Here is a 15,870-nt window from a genome sequence, read left to right as displayed (position 1 = left end):
GTCTCCCCAATCCGATCTGATGGATCGTCAGAAACAAGCTAGCCCCGCCACCCCTGGACCGACAAGCGTCCGAGGCCTACGCTCTGCGCTTGATCTGACTAACCGTCAGACTCCTTGCCCACCGTCGACTGCCACGCCCAGGGGAGGTCCGGGATGACGGACATCGGGACGGATCCGAGCAGCTGCGCCACCCTGTGGGAACTGGTCTCCCGGCGGGCCGCCCGCACCCCGGACGCACCCGTCCTCATCGAGGCCGCCGACGACCCCGCCGACGACCGCGTCCTGACCTTCGGCGCCCTGCACGGGCGCGCCGAACGCACCGCGGCCGGGCTGTACGGCCTGGGGGTGCGCCCCGGCACGGTCGTCGCCTGGCAGCTGCCCACCCGCATCGAGACGGTGCTGCTCTCGCTCGCCCTGGCCCGGCTCGGCGCCGTCCAGTCGCCGGTGATCCCCTTCTACCGCGACCGCGAGGTGGGCTTCGCGCTGCGCGAGGCCAAGGCCGAGTTCTTCGCCGTGCCCGGCGTCTGGCGCGGCTTCGACCACACCGCGATGGCCGCCCGGATCGGCGCCCGCGGGGTCTTCGAGGCCTACGGCTCCCTCCCCGACGGCGACCCCGCCGTGCTGCCCCCACCGCCGGCCGACGGGACCTCCGTACGGTGGATCTACTGGACCTCCGGCACCACCTCCGATCCCAAGGGCGTCCTGCACACCGACCGCTCGCTCATCGCGGGCGGCACCTGCCTCGCCGACGCACTGCGGCTGACCCCCGCCGACGTCGGCTCGATCGCGTTCCCGTACGCGCACATAGGCGGCCCCGACTACCTGGTGATGCTGCTGCTGTACGGGTTCCCCGCGGTGCTCTTCGAGAAGTTCGCGCTGCCCGACGCACTGGACGGCTACCGGCGCCACGGCGTCACCGTCGCGGGCGGCTCCACCGCCTTCTACTCCCTGTTCCTGACCGAACAGCGCAAGGACCCGGGGACGCGGCTCATCCCCACCCTGCGCCTGCTCGCCGGCGGCGGCGCCCCCAAGCCCCCGGAGATCTACCACGCGGTGGTGCGCGAGCTGGGCTGCCAGCTCACCCACGGGTACGGCATGACCGAGGTCCCGATGATCACCATGGGCTCCCCGGACGACACCCCCGAGAACCTCGCCACCACCGAGGGCCGCCCCCCGCGCGGCATGTCCGTCCGCATCACCACCCCGCAGGGCGCACCCCTGCCCGCCGGAACCGACGGTGAGGTGCGGCTGCGCGGCGAGGCCGTCTGCCGGGGCTACCTGGGCCGCGAGGACTCCGCGGAGGTCTTCGACGCCGACGGCTACCTGATCACCGGCGACCTCGGCCACCTCACCGCCGACGGCCACCTGGTCCTCACGGGCCGCAGCAAGGACGTGATCATCCGCAAGGGCGAGAACATCTCGGCCAAGGAGATCGAGGACCTCCTGCACCTGCTCCCGGCCGTGGGCGACGTCGCCGTCATCGGCCTGCCGGACCCCGAACGCGGCGAGCGCGTCTGCGCCGTGATCGAGCAGCCCCGGGGGGCTGCGCCACTGACCCTGCCCCAGCTGACGGCCCACCTGCGGGCCCAGGGCCTGTCCCCGCACAAGCTCCCCGAGCAACTGGAACTGGTCGAGGCCCTGCCCCGCAACGACGCCCTGCGCAAGGTCCTCAAGTACCGCCTGCGGGAACGCTATTCCCGCCCCTGACGCCCCCGGCCGGGCCCTGGCCGCCGGGAACGACGGCAAGACCCACCACGCCGCCCGCTACGCAGGCGGCATCCCGTACGCGGCTCCCTCCCCCAGGACGGAGCCGCGTACGCGCGTGCCGCTACAGCCGGCTCAGCGAAGCCGCCGCGAACAGGACGTCGCGGATCGCCTCGCGGTCGCCGCTCTGGCCGACGGCGGCGTCCTCCGGGGAGATGTGCCCGGCGGCGAGCTGGCAGAACTCGACGCCGTCCAGCGCGACCTCCGCCACCGTGTGCTCCCGCGACGGCTTCGCCGCCGGGGAGTCCAGGGCGATGTCCCAGGAGCCGCCGCCCGCCCCCTCGATCTCCAGGTGCAGGGTCCGCCCCGGAGCGCCCGCCGCGACCAGGCCGCGCGGCGGCGCCGCCAGTCCCGCGCGGCGCCGGCCCGCCAGGGCGGTGGGGAGCAGCCGCGCCGCGAGGTCGATCATGCGGTGCAGGTGCGGGCCCGACGGCGGCCCGTACGGGTAGTCCACGGCCTCGGCGATGTCCGAGGCGTGCACCCAGCACTCGAAGGCCCGCTCCAGGAACGCGTCGGCCAGCGGCAGCGTGAACGCCCCGTAGTCGACCCCGAGTTCGGCGGCGCCCCGGCCCGCGAAGGAGACCGTACGGACCAGGGTGTGGCCCTGCTCCCGCCAGGGATCGCGGACCGCGCCGGTGCCCGGATGGGCGCCGGAACTCCAGAAGTGCTCGGTGCGCCCCTCGGGTCCGCCCGGGGGTGCGTGCGGCCCCAGCGGATCGTCGAGGCCGAGGGCGGCGGCGACGAGGCCGTCCACCGTCAGCAGGTGGCCGATCACCCCGGACACGGTGGTCCGGCGGGTGCGACGGCGCTCCTCCTCGAACCACTTCAGCCGGACCGGGGTGTCCCACTCCGCCTCGCCGAAGTCCCGCAGCAGCGCATCGAGGCGTGCCGTCTCGGTGTCGTACGGGCCCGCCCACACCGGTACCGGGATGCGGGCGGGGCGCTTGCCCAGGCAGTCCTCCAGCACCCGTGAGCGCAGCAGCGGCTTGAGGTCGAGGGTGTCCTCGGGGTGCAGCAGCCCCACGGCGTCCCGCAGCCGCAGCGCCTCCTCCGCGCAGGGCGCGCACTCGGTGAGGTGGTCCTCCACGGCCTGGGTCTCCTCGGCGGAACAGGCGGCGAGCGCCCACGCCCCGAGCAGGGACTTCAGTACCCCGTGCGGGGGCGGCGGCGCGGGCGCCGACGAGAGCGCCGCCGCGGTCCCGGGGGCGGGGGCCGGCGGTTCGAGGTCGTCTCCGGCGGGGCGCGGTCCCGGTATCCGCGCCGCGCGGCCCGCGGCGTACTCGCGGGCGTCGTCGGGGGCGTCTTCGGAGGGGCCGGTCATCAGGTGGTTCCGTATCGGCGAGGGGCAGGGTCCTCCCGGGGGAGGCCGTTGGCGGTCGACAGCAGCTGGAGGCCGAGCCGCAGCCTGCGGCGCGCCTCGTCCTCGCTGATCTGCAGGTCGGCGGCGGCCTGCCGGTAGTCGCGCCGCTTGAAGTAGGCGAGTTCCAGGGCGGCGCGCAGCGGCGCGGGCATGGAGGTGACGATGTAGTCGGCGCGGGCGGCGGCGTTGGCGCTGCGCACCTTCTGCTCCAGCTCCTCGTGGGAGCCGAGGCCGCATTCGACCTGGCGCAGCCGGTCGACGGCCTGGCCCTGGGTGATCCGGGCGACCCAGGAGCGCATGGAGCCCTGCTTGGGGTCGTAGGCGTCCGGGTTCTCCCAGATGTAGCCGAAGACCTCGCGGGTGATCCGGTCCGCGGCCTTCTCGTCGCCGAGCACCCGGTGGGCCAGGCCGTGTACGAGGGAGGCGAAGCGGTCGTAGAGCTCGCCGAGCGCGGCGGCCTCACCGCGGGCGAGGCGCTGCTGCATGCGACGGTCCCAGCGGGGTGGAACGTCCTTCGCCATGCTTCCTCCCGCCGTGTGCCGACCCGTCAAATGTAGTGCGCAACCGATGGAACGCGCCTGTTTTGGGGGAACCCCGTCCGCGGACCGCGGCCCGCGTGCTAGGGGCGCTGTTGGCACAGGTGTACGCGCCCTGCCGCGCTCCCCGTGCGCGGGTTCGATGCGGCCACCTCCTTGACCGCTTCGCTTAACGCTCAGGCCACCGAGGCCTTACGCTCCTGCCTGTCTTGAACTGCACTCCCTCGCACATGTGAAGGCGGAACTCCGCATATGGACAGCGCAGAATACGAGCGCAAGATCGCCGCCCGATTCGCCACTTTCGACCAGGACGGATCCGGCTACATCGATCGGGAGGACTTCAGTACGGCGGCCAGGGCCGTACTGGCCGAGTTCGGCACCACCGCGCGGTCGGACAAGGGACAGGCCGTGTTCAACGGCGCGGAGGCGTTCTGGCAGGGGATGGCCGGGATCGCCGATGTGGACGGGGACCAGCGGGTCTCCCGGGAGGAGTTCGTCACCGGGGCGGCGAAGCGGCTGCGGGACAGCCCCGACCGGTTCGCGGAGATCGCGCGCCCGTTCCTGGCCGCGGTGATCGCGGTGGCGGACGAGGACGGCACGGGCGCCGCGACCCCGGCGGCCGCGGCCCGGGTCCTGCGGGTGCTCGGCACGGCGCCGGAGCTGGCCGGCCCGGTGGCGCGGGCGCTGGACGCGGACGGCGACGGCCGGATCTCCGAGGACGAGATCATGGCGGCCTTCGCGGGCTACTGCGGGGTGGAGGCACCCGACGCGTGACACCGCGCGGCGGGCCGGGCGGACGACGCCCGGCCCCCGCGTAGCGCGCCGGGACTCAGGCGAAGACGACGGTGCGGCGGCCGTTCAGCAGGACGCGGTGCTCGCTGTGCCACTTCACCGCGCGGGCGAGCGCCTGGCACTCCACGTCGCGGCCGATGGCGACCAGCTGGTCGGGCGTGACCTCGTGGCCGACGCGCTCGACCTCCTGCTCGATGATCGGGCCCTCGTCGAGGTCGGCGGTCACGTAGTGCGCGGTGGCGCCGATGAGCTTCACACCGCGGGCGTGCGCCTGGTGGTAGGGCTTGGCGCCCTTGAAGCTCGGCAGGAAGGAGTGGTGGATGTTGATGATCCGCCCGCTCAGTTCCTTGCACAGGGTGTCGGACAGCACCTGCATGTAGCGGGCGAGGACGACGAGCTGGACGTCCTGCGCGCGGACCAGTTCCAGCAGCCGCGCCTCGGCGTCCGCCTTGGTGTCCTTGGTGACCGGGATGTGCACGAAGGGCACGTCGTACGAGCCGACCAGCTCGGCGAAGTCGGTGTGGTTCGAGACCACGGCCGCGATCTCCACGGGCAGCGCGCCGATCCGCGAGCGGAACAGCAGGTCGTTCAGGCAGTGGCCGAACTTCGACACCATGAGGACGATCCGCATGCGCTCGTCGGAGCGGTGGATCTGCCAGTCCATGCGGAAGGAGTCGCCGATCGCGGCGAAGCTCGCGCGCAGCTTCTCGACGGTGACCGCAGGCTCGGCCTCGAAGTGCACCCGCATGAAGAAGAGCCCGGTCTCCCGGTCTCCGAACTGCTGGCTGTCCACGATGTTGCAGCCGGTCATGAAGAGGTAACTCGACACGGCGTGCACGATGCCCTGCTTGTCGGGGCAGGACACGGTCAGGACGTACTGGGGCTGGGCAGTGGCCTCGGGCTGCGGGTCGCTCATGACGGCATAGCCTTTCACACCGCGCGGGTGAGCATCCTCAGTGCGTCGACCGAGGTGGGCGGCTCGTCCGGATCCTCCCCGTCCGCCGTCGCCATCCGTACGTGCGCCTCGCGCGAGGCCCGTACCGCCTCGGGCCAGGCGTGGTGTTCCAGGTACGTGGAGACGGGCGCGTCGGGCCCGACCTGGTGCAGGATCCGCAGCACCCGCAGGACGGCGAGGTCCACGAGGGCGGCCTCCTGCGCGTCCCGGAAGATCGTGCCGACGTACTTGTCGGCGGACCAGCTGTCGAGCCAGGTGTCCTCGACGAGCCGGTACACGGCGTCGGTGACGTCCCCGTAGCCTTCCGCGCCGGTCAGCCAGACCTCCTCCTGGAACACCGGGTCGGAGAGCATGTGCAGCGCCGAGCGCACGTTCGCGCGCCAGCGCCACCACGGCATGTCGTTGAGGGGCATGCCGCCCATGGTGGAGGAGCGGCCGCCGCGGCGGGAAGAGTTCTTCGAACCTTGGGCGAATGTCACGCTTTCGATCGTACGTTCCCCCTTGGCGCGATCTTGAAGCGCCTGCGGACGGTTACTCCCCGGCAATTCACCTGGGCATCACCCGATGTTGCGTACACCTCACCATCCAGTTCCCCGGCGAGCGGAATGGTCGGTGGACATGACCAGTCGCCGACGCGCAACTTCCCTGCTCCGCCTGCTCCTTGCCTCGGCGGTGGGCGCGTGTCTCACCACCGCGTGCGGGGTGCTCCCCGGGGGCTCGGGGGGCTCCGGGGGCACCTTCACGGTCATGACGTTCGCCCCGATGGCCACCAAGGCGACCAACATGCCGGGAATGCCCGGTATGGCCAAGGCCTACGAGCGCTGGGTCAACGCCAACGGCGGCATCCACGGCCACAAGCTGCGCGTCCTGACCTGCAACGAGAAGAACACCCCGACCGGCGCCGCCGACTGCGCCCGCCAGGCCATCGCCGAGAAGGCCATCGCCGTCGTCGGCTCGTACAGCCAGCACGGACGCGCCTTCATGGCCCCGCTGGAGGCCGAGGGCATCCCCTTCATCGGCGGCTACGGGGTCTCCTCCGAGGAGTTCCAGAGCCCCTTGTCCTACCCGGTCAACGGCGGCCAGCCCGCGCTGCTGGCCGGCGCCGGGCACCAGCTCGGCAAGGCCTGCGCCCAGGTGTCGCTGGTGCGCCCGGACACCCTCGCCGGGGACTCGATGCCGGTCCTGCTGAACGCGGGGCTGCGGGCCAACAAGATGCCGGACGCCTCCGACATCCGGGCCGCCGAGGACTCCGCGGACCTGACCCCGCAGGCGCGCGAGGCGCTGGCCGACGGATCGGCGGGCGGCCCGGCCAAGGACACCAAGGAGACGGCGAAGGGGGGCTCCAAGGACGGCACGGCCAACGCGGGACCGGGGGGCGGATCCGCAGCCGGAGCGGGAGCCGGCGCCAAGGATCCCGCTCCCAAGGAGGGCAAGCCCTGCGTCACGGCCGTCCTCGGCGAGCGCACCGAGACCTTCTTCGACGCCTTCCGCCGCCTCGACACCCAGCACCGCGACCCGCAGATCGCCTCCGTCCTCGGCAGTGTCAGCCAGGCCCTCGTCGACCGCACCGGCGGCAAGGAGAGCCCCTTCGAGGGCTCGTTCGTCACCAGCTGGTACCCGGTCTCGACCGACCCGCTGTGGGCCCCGATGCGGAAGGTGATCACCGAGCAGGCGTTCGGCGACGACACCGTCGACCCCGACGACAGCGGGGCGCAGACCACCTGGATCGCGTACACCGTGCTGAACGAGGTCGTACAGCGCTTCAAGGAGGACGAGGACGTCACGGCCCGCAAGCTGGCCCACGCGCTCAACGAGTCCCAGGGCGTCAAGACGGGCGGCCTCACCCCCGACCTCAGCTGGCGCTACCAGGACATGCGGGCCGTGGCCGGCTTCCCCCGCCTGGTCAACGGCCGGGTCAGCTTCCAGATCGTCCGGGCGGGCCGCATCGTCGACCAGCCCGGCGAGTCCGCCCAGGACATGACCTCGACCCTGGAACAGGCTCCCCGCTCGGCCTGATCACCCGGTCACAGCTCGGACGTGTCGCGGCGGGTGAGGCCGTACTTGGCGGCGATCGGGTTCCACAGGGCCGCCGCCGTCACCTTGGACTTCGTGGCCTCGCCGCTCGACTTGTTGCCGTCGGCGGCGTTGTCGGTGGCCTTGGCCTTGCCGTCCTTGCAGCCGCCCTTGTCGTGGCCCGCGTCGTCCGCCCAGTCCGCGTAGTTGTTGTCGGCGTCCGCGGAGGCCTTCCAGGCCTTGGTGAGGGCGGCCGAGAGCCGTGCGTGGTTCGGGAGCAGGTCCGTCTTGAGCTCCTGGAGCCGGGTGACCAGCTCCTCGCGCTGGCGGGCCGCGTCGCGCAGGTCCTGGGCCGCCTGACCGAGGTTCTTGCAGTCCTTGATGTCGTCCACGGCCTTGATCACCGATGCCCGGCTGTCATTGCTGTCCGCGAGCAGCTTGTCCAGCTGGACGGCCTGCGGGCGGGCCGGGTCCACGGGGGCCTCCCCCACCGGTGCGCCCGAGGCGCCCGAGCCGGTGCTCGCGGGGGCCACGGCGCCCGGGTCGCTGTTCGAGGCCTTGCCGTCGCTGAGCAGCGCGCCCACCCCGAGTCCGGCCACGGCCAGTCCGAAGACCCCGGCCGCGATGACCGCCGGCGACACCCGGCGCGGGGCCGGGGCGGAGGGCGGCGGGGGCGGGGGCGCGTACTGCTGCTGCTGGTGCTGCTGGGGCCGGCGTGGCGCGTACTGCTGGGGCGGCGCGGGCGGCGGCGTACGCCGGGGGGCCGGGCTCTGGACCGACGCCATCGCCTGGGTGGGCGCCGCGGCGATGGCCTCGTCGGCCCGGAACAGCGCGTCGAAGCCCTCGACGGGCGGGGGCCCGGGGGCCGCGGGGACGGGCGGGATGAACTGGGTCGCGGCCTCACCGGGGTGCGCTCCGTCGGCCGGGACCGGCGGTATGTACTGGGTCGCCGCATCACCCGGGTGCCCGCCCGCCGCGGGGACCGGCGGGATGTACTGGGTCGCCGCCTCGCCGGGGTGCGCACCGGCGGCCGGGACCGGCGCGATGAACTGGGTCGCGGCATCACCCGGGTGCCCGCCCGCCGCGGGGACCGGCGGGATGAACTGGGTCGCGGCATCACCGGGATGCCCGCCCGCCGCGGGGACCGGCGGGATGAACTGGGTCGCCGCATCACCCGGGTGCCCGCCCGCCGCGGGGACCGGCGCGATGAACTGGGTCGCCGCCTCGCCCGGGTGCCCGCCCGCCGCGGGAACGGGCGCGATGAACTGCGTCGCCGCCTCGCCCGGGTGCCCGCCGCCCGCCGGGACCGGCGGGATGTACTGGGTGGCCGCGTCGGGCAGCGGCGGGTAACCGTAGCCGTGCGGTTGCCCCGGGCCCTCGAAGCCCGGACCCACGACGTGCCCCGCGGGCGGGTATCCGTAGCCGGGCTGCCCCTGCGGCGGGTAGCCGTACGCGGGCTGCCCCTGCGGCTGCCCGTACTGCGGCTGCCCCTGCCCCTGCTGCGGCTGCCCGCCGTACTGCTCCTGTCCGTACGCCGGAGGCTGCGGCTGCTGCGGCTGCCCGTCGTACTGCTCCTGTCCGTACGCCGGAGGCTGCGGCTGCTGCCCGTACTGCGCGGGCGCGCCCCACGGCTCCCCGGCGCCCGGACCCGGCTGCGCCGGGTACCCCGGGTCCGCGTCGGGGCGTGCGGCGTCGGGCCGTGCCGGATCCGCCGCCCCGGGCCGGGGGACGCCCCCTTGTCCGCTCTGCGTCGTCACCGGGACTCCTCTGCCTTCTCCGACTTTCCGGAACCAACGGAACGTCGGACCACGCTACCCGGTCGCGCCACGGGCACGTCAGGCCACCTGAACCTCCAGCCGCGACCCGAACTCCCGGACGGCCGCTTCCTCCCGGTACGGCTCCAGCCGCGTGCGGAAGTCCTCCAGGTACTCCGCACCCCGCCTCGACCTCAGCGTGCCCAGCAGTTCGGCGGCCGTCGTCGCCGTCTGGCAGGCCTGCTCCACCTCCCGCTGCTGCACCTGCGCCGCCGCCAGCAGCAGCAGCCCGATCGCCCGCCGGCGCGCCTTGGTCGCGGGCAGCCGGCGCAGGGCCTCCTCCGCGCGCCGGCCGGCCGCCTCGGCCTGGCCGAGGTCCCGGTGGCAGTGGGCGAGCTCGTCCGCCAGGTAGGCCTGGTCGAAGTGCCGGATCCACACCGGGTCGTCCCCCGACTCCGGCTCGGCCCGCTCCAGCGCCGTGATCGCCCGCCCCGACAGCACCGCCGTGGCGCGGGCGTCGCCCAGCAGCGCGTGCCCGCGCGCCTCGGCGGCGTAGAACATGGCCTCCACCCTCGGGGTGACCTGCCCCCGCGTGCCCTCCTGGGCGGCCCGCGCCAGCTGCGCGATCTCGCGCGGGTTGCCCAGCTCGGCGGCGAGGTGGCTCATGGACGCGGCCAGCACGTAGCCCCCGTACGCGCGGTCGCCCGCGGCCTGGGCCAGCCGCAGGGCCTGGATGTAGTAGCGCTGGGCCAGGCCGGGCTGGCCCGTGTCCACCGCCATGTACCCGGCGAGTTCGGTGAGCCGGGCGACGGCCGCGAACAGGGCCCGCCCGACCGGCTCCCGGTAGGAGCCGGCGATCAGGCCGGAGACCACGGAGTTGAGGTAGTGCACCACCACGGGGCGGACGTGCCCGCTGCCGAAGCGGTGGTCGAGCTCGGTCAGCGCCTGCGTCGTCGCGCGGACGGCCTCCACGTCGGACATCCCCACCCGGGCCCCGCCGTTGCGGGCCACCTGCGGGTCGGCTCCGGTGATCAGCCAGTCGCGGCTGGGCTCGACGAGCGCGGAGGCGGCCACGCTCGAACCGGCGAGGAAGTCGCGGCGCCCGACGTCGCTGCGCCACAGCTCGCAGACCTGCTCGATGGCGCCGACGACGGTCGGGGAGAACTGCAGGCCCACGCCGGAGGCGAGGTTCTTGCCGTTGGCCATGCCGATCTCGTCGATGGTGACGGTCCGGCCGAGTTTGCGGCCGAGGGCCTCGGCGATGATGCCGGGCGCCCGGCCGCGCGGCTGCTGGCCGCGCAGCCAGCGGGCCACGGAGGTCTTGTCGTAGCGGAGATCGAGGCCGTGCTCGGCCCCGCACATGTTGACGCGCCGGGCTAGCCCGGCGTTGGAGCACCCGGCTTCCTGGATGAGCGCCTGCAGCCGTTCGTTCGGCTGACGGGCGACGAGAGGCCTGGCTGCCATTGAAAACCCCCTGAAGCCACGGGAGAGCGTTGGAATGATCACTTCCCGCCTGATGTGTGGAGAATCTTCGTCTCTGCGTCGTGTCGTTACCCAACGACCGCGCCCCGGCCTCCTACGCGCCCCCGTACATGCACCGGTGCGCCCCACGTGCAGGATCGATGCACCGCCCACCGGCCGGTTTACGCCCGTAACCCCAGGTGACCACGGGAGTTGTGATGGGCGTGGAAGAGACCATCGGAGTCACGGAGACCGCGCCCATCCCCCAGCAGCGGGGGGAGCAGCTGCTGGACCATGCCGTGCGGTACGCGGAAGAGCGGCACTGGGACGTCTTCGCGGGTACGTGGCTGGAGCCCGGCAACGGCCGCGAACTGTGCTCCTGCGGAGCGGCGGACTGCCCGGCACCCGGCGCGCACCCGGCGGTCAAGGACTGGGCGGGGCTGGCCTCGGGCAGCGCCGTCGGCGTGCGCCGGATCTGGGCGAAGCACCCGAGCGCCTCGATCCTGCTGCCGACGGGCCGCACCTTCGACGCGCTGGACGTCCCCGAATCCGCCGGTTTCCTGGCACTGGCGCGGCTGGAGCGGATGCAGCGCACCCTCGGGCCGGTCACCCTCACCCCCGGTCACCGGATGCTGTTCTTCGTCCTGCCCGGAGCCGGCGCGAAGGTCGCGGACCTGGTGCGCAACCTGGGCTGGCTCCCGCACGCCATCGACCTCGTCGCGCGGGGCGAGGGCGAGTACGTGGCCGCGCCGCCCACCCGCTTCGGCGGGAAGGGGCCGGTGCAGTGGGCCCGTAAGCCCACCCCGGCGAACCGGTGGCTGCCGGACACCGAGGAGCTGATCGACGCCCTCGCGTACGCGTGCGGCAGCGAGGCCGCGGCCGCCCGGGGGCGCCGCCAGGGCTGACCCGGCAGCCTCCGGCGCCGATCTGACATACGTGTCCGCCGGTTCATGACATACGTAACTGCCGCCCTCTCCCCCTTCCTCCTATGGTGAGGAAAGTAGGACCAACGGGGATGAGAACGAGAGGCAGGCGCATGCCGGACCAGGGTTATGCGGCAGGCGGCACGAACGGGACGGACGGCGCGCGACCCGCGCCGTCCACCGCGGCGGTACGCGTAGAGGGACTGTGGAAGCGCTTCGGCGAGCAGGTGGCGGTCGGGGGGATCGATCTGGAGCTGCCCGCGGGCCGCTTCATCGGACTCGTCGGCCCCAACGGCGCCGGCAAGACCACCACGCTGTCGATGATCACCGGGCTGCTGCGCCCGGACATGGGCCGGGTGATCGTCGCCGGGCACGACGTGTGGGCCGACACCGTCGAGGTGAAGAAGCGCATCGGCGTGCTGCCCGAGGGCCTGCGGATGTTCGAGCGCCTCTCCGGCCGCGAACTGCTCGGCTACATGGGCCGGATGCGCGGGCTCCCCGGTGAGGAGACCGACAAGCGGGCCACGCAGCTCCTCGACGTCCTGGACCTCGCGGGCTCACAGCACAAGCTGGTCGTCGACTACTCCACGGGCATGCGCAAGAAGATCGGCCTGGCGGCCGCGCTCCTGCACAACCCCGAAGTCCTCTTCCTGGACGAGCCGTTCGAGGGCGTCGACCCGGTGTCGGCGCAGACCATCCGCGGGGTGCTGGAGCGGTACACCGCCTCCGGCGCCACCGTCGTGTTCTCCTCCCACGTGATGGAGCTCGTCGAATCCCTCTGCGACTGGGTGGCCGTGATGGCCGCCGGGCAGATCCGCGCCGCCGGCCCGCTGGCCGACGTACGGGGTTCCGCGCCCTCCTTGCAGAGCGCCTTCCTCGAACTCGTCGGCGCGCAGAACCGCGGCTCCGGGGAGTCCCTCGACTGGCTCGGCGGCGCACGATGAGCGCCGCCGGCACCCTGACCACGACGGCCCCCGTGAGCGGAGCCGCCGAGGTCTCCCTCACCCCTCTGTTCGTCCGGCTGAAGCTGTCCCTGCTGCGCAACGGCCTCAAGGGCTCCTCGAAGCGCAAGGCCGTCTGGATCGGCAACCTGGTCTTCTGCCTCGTCGTCGGCCTCTTCGCGGCCCTGGGCCTGTCCATGCTGCACGGCCACACCCACGCCGGTACCGCCGTCGTGCTGCTGGCCGCGCTCCTGGCCCTCGGCTGGACGTTCATGCCGCTGTTCTTCCCCACGGGGGACGAGACGCTCGACCCGAGCCGGCTCGTGATGCTGCCGCTGCGCCCGCGTCCGCTGGTACGGGCCCTGCTGGCCTCCTCGCTCGTCGGCATCGGCCCTCTGTTCACGCTCTGCCTGGCCGTCGGCTCGGTGGTGGCGGTGGCCCGCGGCGCGGCCGGCGTGGTGGCGGCGGTGGTCGCCGTACCGCTGCTGCTCCTGGGCTGCGTGGCGCTCGCCCGCGCCGTGGCCACCGCGAACGTACGGCTGCTGTCCAGCCGCAAGGGGCGCGACCTCGCGCTGCTGAGCGGGCTGCTGATCGCGGTCGGCGGGCAGGCGGTCAACTTCGGCAGCCAGCGGCTCTTCCAGCAGGGCGGCATGGGCCAGCTGGAGCCGGTCGAGGCCGTGGTGCGGTGGCTGCCGCCCGCAACGGCCGTCGGCATGGTCGACTCCGCCGGCCGGGGCGCGTACGCGGAGGCCGCCGGCCAGCTGCTGCTGACCCTGGCCGCGCTGGCGGGGCTGCTGTGGTTCTGGGAGCACAGCCTGACCAAGCTGATGGTCACCCCCGACGGCTCGACCCTCCAGGCCTCGGCGCCGCGCAAGGAGCGGGACGGCACGGGCGGCGTCTGGTCCTTCCTGCCGGGCGGGCGCACGGGCGCGGTCATGCAGCGCACCCTGCGCTACGCGGTGCGCGACCCGAAGACGAAGGCCGCCTGGGTGACCGCCCTGGCGATCGGCCTGATCATCCCGGTCTTCAACGCCCTCCAGGGCAACGGGTCCGTGTACCTGGCCTGCTTCGGCGCGGGGATGCTCGGCTCGCAGATGTACAACCAGTTCGGGCAGGACACCTCCGCCTTCTGGATGGTCGCCCAGACCATCTCCGGCCCGCGTGACGCGTACGAGGAACTGCGCGCCCGCGCCACCGCCCTGGCCCTGGTCACCCTCCCGTACACGGCCCTGGTCACGGCCGTCACCGCCGGCCTGCTCGGCGACTGGGCCGGCTTCCCGGGGGCCCTGGGCCTCTCCCTGGCCGTGGTGGGCGCGATGCTGTGCACGGGCGCGCTTTCCTCCGCGCACTACCCGTACTCCATCCCGACGGACGGCGCCTTCAAGAACGTCGCCCCGGGGCAGGGCGGCCTGGCCTGGATGAGCATCCTCGGCGGCATGTTCGCCTCGGCGGTGATCTGCTCCCCGGTGATCGCCTTGGCGGTCTGGCTCAACGTCGCCGACGACATGCACGGCCTGCGGTGGATCCTCCTCCCGGTCGGCATCGTCTGGGGCACCCTGTCCGCATGGGCGGGCCTGCGCCTGGCGGCCCCGAGGGTGGCCCGCACCCTCCCGGAGATCCTCACGGCGGTCAGCAAGGGCTGACCCCCCGTCTTTCCCCGCAGGGGGTGGCAGGCCCCCAGGGCCCGCCACCCCCTGCGGCGTTTCCGCAGACCGCCCGATCTGGCCGGATGTCTTCATCGCCGAACCACGACATTTGCCCCTCCCACCCCACCGTGCAAAAGTGCGTTCGATTCGCATGGGTTCGGGGGGAGTTCGGGTGGGATTCGAAGAAGAGTGGGGCGCGCTGCGCACCGAGGCAGCGGGCTCGCGCCCGGCGGCGGCCGATCCGGTGACCGAAGCGCGGCAGGTCGCCTGGCAGCAACTGGCCGAGTTCCGCGACCTGGTGGTACTCGTACCGCTCGACGAGCGGGGCGGTCTGTGGACGGCCGGGCTGGGCGGCCTGGACTGGATCTGCGCGTTCTCGGACGAGGACGCGCTGTCCCGGTTCGCGCAGGCCCGCGGCGAGGCGGACCGCGAGTGGGCCTTCCGGCGGGTGCGCGGAGCGCGGCTGCTCGACGAGGTGGTTCCGGCGCTGGACTTCCCCTGCGGGGTGGCGCTGAATCCCGCGGGCCCCGGCGGAACGGTGTTCCCGCCGGTGCGGGGCATCGTGCCGGACGCGGTGGCGGTCGACGGCGAGGTGGCGGCATGAGCGGGGACCAGGCCGATCTCGACGTGTCCAAGCCCGCATTGGCGCAGATCGCCCGGGGCATCACGGACAGCCTGGCGGAGCTGAAGGAGATCGGCTCCAGCGGGACGGCCAGTCTGGGAGACGGCTTCTCGGAGCTGAAGCTGTCCGGCATGCAGAGCGGCCACGCCGGGCTGACCTCGGAGCTGGACGCGTTCTGCGAACGCTGGGGCTGGGGCGTGCGCTCGCTCGTCCAGCAGGCCAACGTGTTCGCGGCCGGCGTCGGCCTGTCGGCCGGAATGGTCTACGAGCAGGACCACTACATCCAGGGCGGGTTCAAGGTCCTCGCCAACGCCGCGATCGGCGGCAACCCGTACGCATCCGAACAGGATGTCGTCGACAAGGGTTGGGGCGAGGTGCTGGCCGACAACCCGTACACGAACCTGCGTGACCCCGACTACAGCGTGGAGTCCCTCACCGAGTCCAAGAGGAACAGCGACGCGGCCTGGAAGCAGACCGGGAAGGACATGGCCAACCGCCCGGACATCCGCGCCGCGAAGCTCGCCGCGACCCTGCTGGAGCGGGCGGCGGAGGGTGAGCAGCGGTGACCGACTGGGGGAAGCTCGTCGACACCGGACTCGGAAAGCTGGAGAACACCTGGGACGCGGCGAAGAAGAAGGTCGGCGAGGAGGTCGACAAGGCCTCCGACAACCTGGGCGGCGTCCTCGACCGCGTGGGCGCCCACCGGCTGGCCGACCAGGTCGAGGACCTGGGCGACGGCGTGGCCTCCGGTCTCGGGGCGTCCGTACGGGAACAGCAGCTCGGGGAAACCGATCAGACCAACGAGCTGGTCCACGGTTCACCGGCGGCGATCCGCGCGACGGCGGCGCACATGAAGGACTTCCAAGCGGGCTTCGACCGTGTCGGCCAGGGCATGAAGGCGCTGGATTCCGGTCACTGGAAGGGCGTCGCGGCCGACGCCTTCCGGGAGAAGTTCGCCGTGGGGGGGGGGGGGGGGGGGGGGGGGGGGGGGGGCGGGGGGGGGGGGGGGGGGGGGGGGGGGGGGGGCGGGGGCGGGGGGGGGGCTACTCGAGACCGGGAGCGCGGCCGACGGCGACGACGACACACAACTACACCCCATTCTC

General features: G+C 73.2%; 15 protein-coding genes. 9 read left to right on the top strand and 6 right to left on the bottom strand.

Annotation, left to right across the window (positions count from 1 at the left end; all coding sequences use genetic code 11):
- The first annotated feature begins 153 nt into the window (after nucleotides 1-153).
- Entirely contained in the window at nucleotides 154-1,707 is a 1,554-nt protein-coding gene (locus tag ACEPPI_RS30735) for an AMP-binding protein (RefSeq protein WP_373918541.1), read from the top strand.
- A gap of 121 nt (nucleotides 1,708-1,828) precedes the next feature.
- On the opposite strand, the gene ACEPPI_RS30730 is transcribed toward ACEPPI_RS30735, so the two are convergent.
- A complete protein-coding gene (locus ACEPPI_RS30730; protein ID WP_373918540.1) occupies nucleotides 1,829-3,085 on the bottom strand; it encodes a maleylpyruvate isomerase N-terminal domain-containing protein in 1,257 nt (418 codons plus the stop codon).
- A complete protein-coding gene (locus ACEPPI_RS30725; RefSeq protein ID WP_373918539.1) occupies nucleotides 3,085-3,645 on the bottom strand; it encodes a sigma-70 family RNA polymerase sigma factor in 561 nt (186 codons plus the stop codon). Before ACEPPI_RS30725 ends, ACEPPI_RS30730 begins: the two co-directional genes overlap by 1 nt.
- Nucleotides 3,646-3,912: 267 nt before the next feature.
- Here ACEPPI_RS30725 and ACEPPI_RS30720 point away from each other — a divergent pair, with 267 nt between their 5' ends.
- Entirely contained in the window at nucleotides 3,913-4,434 is a 522-nt protein-coding gene (locus tag ACEPPI_RS30720; protein ID WP_373918538.1) for an EF-hand domain-containing protein, read from the top strand.
- A 55-nt stretch (nucleotides 4,435-4,489) separates the two neighbouring features.
- Here ACEPPI_RS30720 and purU read toward each other — a convergent pair whose 3' ends face one another.
- Both purU and ACEPPI_RS30710 read right to left on the bottom strand, forming a co-directional pair.
- Complete coding sequence (purU, locus tag ACEPPI_RS30715; RefSeq protein WP_373918537.1) at nucleotides 4,490-5,368, bottom strand: formyltetrahydrofolate deformylase; 879 nt, start codon at nucleotides 5,366-5,368, stop codon at nucleotides 4,490-4,492.
- A 14-nt stretch (nucleotides 5,369-5,382) separates the two neighbouring features.
- Nucleotides 5,383-5,829, bottom strand: a complete 447-nt coding sequence (locus ACEPPI_RS30710) for a hypothetical protein (protein ID WP_373918554.1) — start codon at nucleotides 5,827-5,829, stop codon at nucleotides 5,383-5,385.
- A 196-nt stretch (nucleotides 5,830-6,025) separates the two neighbouring features.
- On the opposite strand from ACEPPI_RS30710, the gene ACEPPI_RS30705 reads away from it, so the two are divergent.
- The gene (locus tag ACEPPI_RS30705) at nucleotides 6,026-7,423 is read left to right on the top strand and encodes an ABC transporter substrate-binding protein (protein ID WP_373918536.1); all 1,398 of its coding nucleotides are present in this window, start codon (nucleotides 6,026-6,028) and stop codon (nucleotides 7,421-7,423) included.
- A gap of 8 nt (nucleotides 7,424-7,431) precedes the next feature.
- Here the strand turns inward: ACEPPI_RS30705 and ACEPPI_RS30700 are convergent, their stop codons facing one another.
- A complete protein-coding gene (locus ACEPPI_RS30700; RefSeq protein WP_373918535.1) occupies nucleotides 7,432-9,177 on the bottom strand; it encodes a hypothetical protein in 1,746 nt (581 codons plus the stop codon).
- Nucleotides 9,178-9,255: 78 nt separating this feature from the next.
- Nucleotides 9,256-10,638 carry a transcriptional regulator gene (locus ACEPPI_RS30695; protein ID WP_373918534.1) on the bottom strand — a complete coding sequence of 461 codons (1,383 nt, stop codon included), beginning with the start codon at nucleotides 10,636-10,638 and terminating at the stop codon, nucleotides 9,256-9,258.
- 215 nt (nucleotides 10,639-10,853) lie between these two features.
- Here ACEPPI_RS30695 and ACEPPI_RS30690 point away from each other — a divergent pair, with 215 nt between their 5' ends.
- The 6 genes from ACEPPI_RS30690 to ACEPPI_RS30665 form a co-directional block, all read left to right on the top strand.
- Nucleotides 10,854-11,540 carry a bifunctional DNA primase/polymerase gene (locus ACEPPI_RS30690; RefSeq protein WP_373918533.1) on the top strand — a complete coding sequence of 229 codons (687 nt, stop codon included), beginning with the start codon at nucleotides 10,854-10,856 and terminating at the stop codon, nucleotides 11,538-11,540.
- A 131-nt stretch (nucleotides 11,541-11,671) separates the two neighbouring features.
- Nucleotides 11,672-12,502 (top strand): ABC transporter ATP-binding protein, encoded by an 831-nt coding sequence (locus tag ACEPPI_RS30685; RefSeq protein ID WP_266840863.1) that lies wholly within the window; start codon nucleotides 11,672-11,674, stop codon nucleotides 12,500-12,502.
- Entirely contained in the window at nucleotides 12,499-14,142 is a 1,644-nt protein-coding gene (locus ACEPPI_RS30680) for a transporter (RefSeq protein ID WP_373918532.1), read from the top strand. The genes ACEPPI_RS30685 and ACEPPI_RS30680 overlap by 4 nt, the downstream gene beginning before the upstream one ends.
- 175 nt (nucleotides 14,143-14,317) lie before the next feature.
- Nucleotides 14,318-14,749: an SseB family protein gene (locus ACEPPI_RS30675; RefSeq protein ID WP_373918531.1), complete on the top strand. Its 432-nt coding sequence runs from the start codon at nucleotides 14,318-14,320 to the stop codon at nucleotides 14,747-14,749.
- The gene (locus tag ACEPPI_RS30670) at nucleotides 14,746-15,333 is read left to right on the top strand and encodes a hypothetical protein (RefSeq protein ID WP_373918530.1); all 588 of its coding nucleotides are present in this window, start codon (nucleotides 14,746-14,748) and stop codon (nucleotides 15,331-15,333) included. Before ACEPPI_RS30675 ends, ACEPPI_RS30670 begins: the two co-directional genes overlap by 4 nt.
- On the top strand, nucleotides 15,330-15,870 hold a 541-nt coding region (locus tag ACEPPI_RS30665; protein WP_373918529.1), incomplete at its 3' end, for a putative T7SS-secreted protein. The genes ACEPPI_RS30670 and ACEPPI_RS30665, both read left to right, overlap by 4 nt.

This window comes from Streptomyces sp. AB3(2024), from assembly GCF_041862025.1.
Lineage (GTDB): Bacteria > Actinomycetota > Actinomycetes > Streptomycetales > Streptomycetaceae > Streptomyces.
Note: the sequence above shows the minus strand (reverse complement) of the source record. Positions and strands in the feature narration are given on the sequence as shown.

Bases quoted from the DNA above. Each gene is read 5' to 3' on its own strand.
- ACEPPI_RS30695 (WP_373918534.1), bottom strand. From the start codon at position 10,638: ATGGCAGCCAGGCCTCTCGTCGCCCGTCAGCCGAACGAACGGCTGCAG.
- ACEPPI_RS30725 (WP_373918539.1), bottom strand. From the start codon at position 3,645: ATGGCGAAGGACGTTCCACCCCGCTGGGACCGTCGCATGCAGCAGCGC.
- ACEPPI_RS30670 (WP_373918530.1), top strand. From the start codon at position 14,746: ATGAGCGGGGACCAGGCCGATCTCGACGTGTCCAAGCCCGCATTGGCG.
- ACEPPI_RS30705 (WP_373918536.1), top strand. From the start codon at position 6,026: ATGACCAGTCGCCGACGCGCAACTTCCCTGCTCCGCCTGCTCCTTGCC.
- ACEPPI_RS30730 (WP_373918540.1), bottom strand. From the start codon at position 3,085: ATGACCGGCCCCTCCGAAGACGCCCCCGACGACGCCCGCGAGTACGCC.
- purU (WP_373918537.1), bottom strand. From the start codon at position 5,368: ATGAGCGACCCGCAGCCCGAGGCCACTGCCCAGCCCCAGTACGTCCTG.
- ACEPPI_RS30685 (WP_266840863.1), top strand. From the start codon at position 11,672: ATGCCGGACCAGGGTTATGCGGCAGGCGGCACGAACGGGACGGACGGC.
- ACEPPI_RS30680 (WP_373918532.1), top strand. From the start codon at position 12,499: ATGAGCGCCGCCGGCACCCTGACCACGACGGCCCCCGTGAGCGGAGCC.
- ACEPPI_RS30735 (WP_373918541.1), top strand. From the start codon at position 154: ATGACGGACATCGGGACGGATCCGAGCAGCTGCGCCACCCTGTGGGAA.
- ACEPPI_RS30710 (WP_373918554.1), bottom strand. From the start codon at position 5,829: ATGGGCGGCATGCCCCTCAACGACATGCCGTGGTGGCGCTGGCGCGCG.
- ACEPPI_RS30690 (WP_373918533.1), top strand. From the start codon at position 10,854: ATGGGCGTGGAAGAGACCATCGGAGTCACGGAGACCGCGCCCATCCCC.
- ACEPPI_RS30720 (WP_373918538.1), top strand. From the start codon at position 3,913: ATGGACAGCGCAGAATACGAGCGCAAGATCGCCGCCCGATTCGCCACT.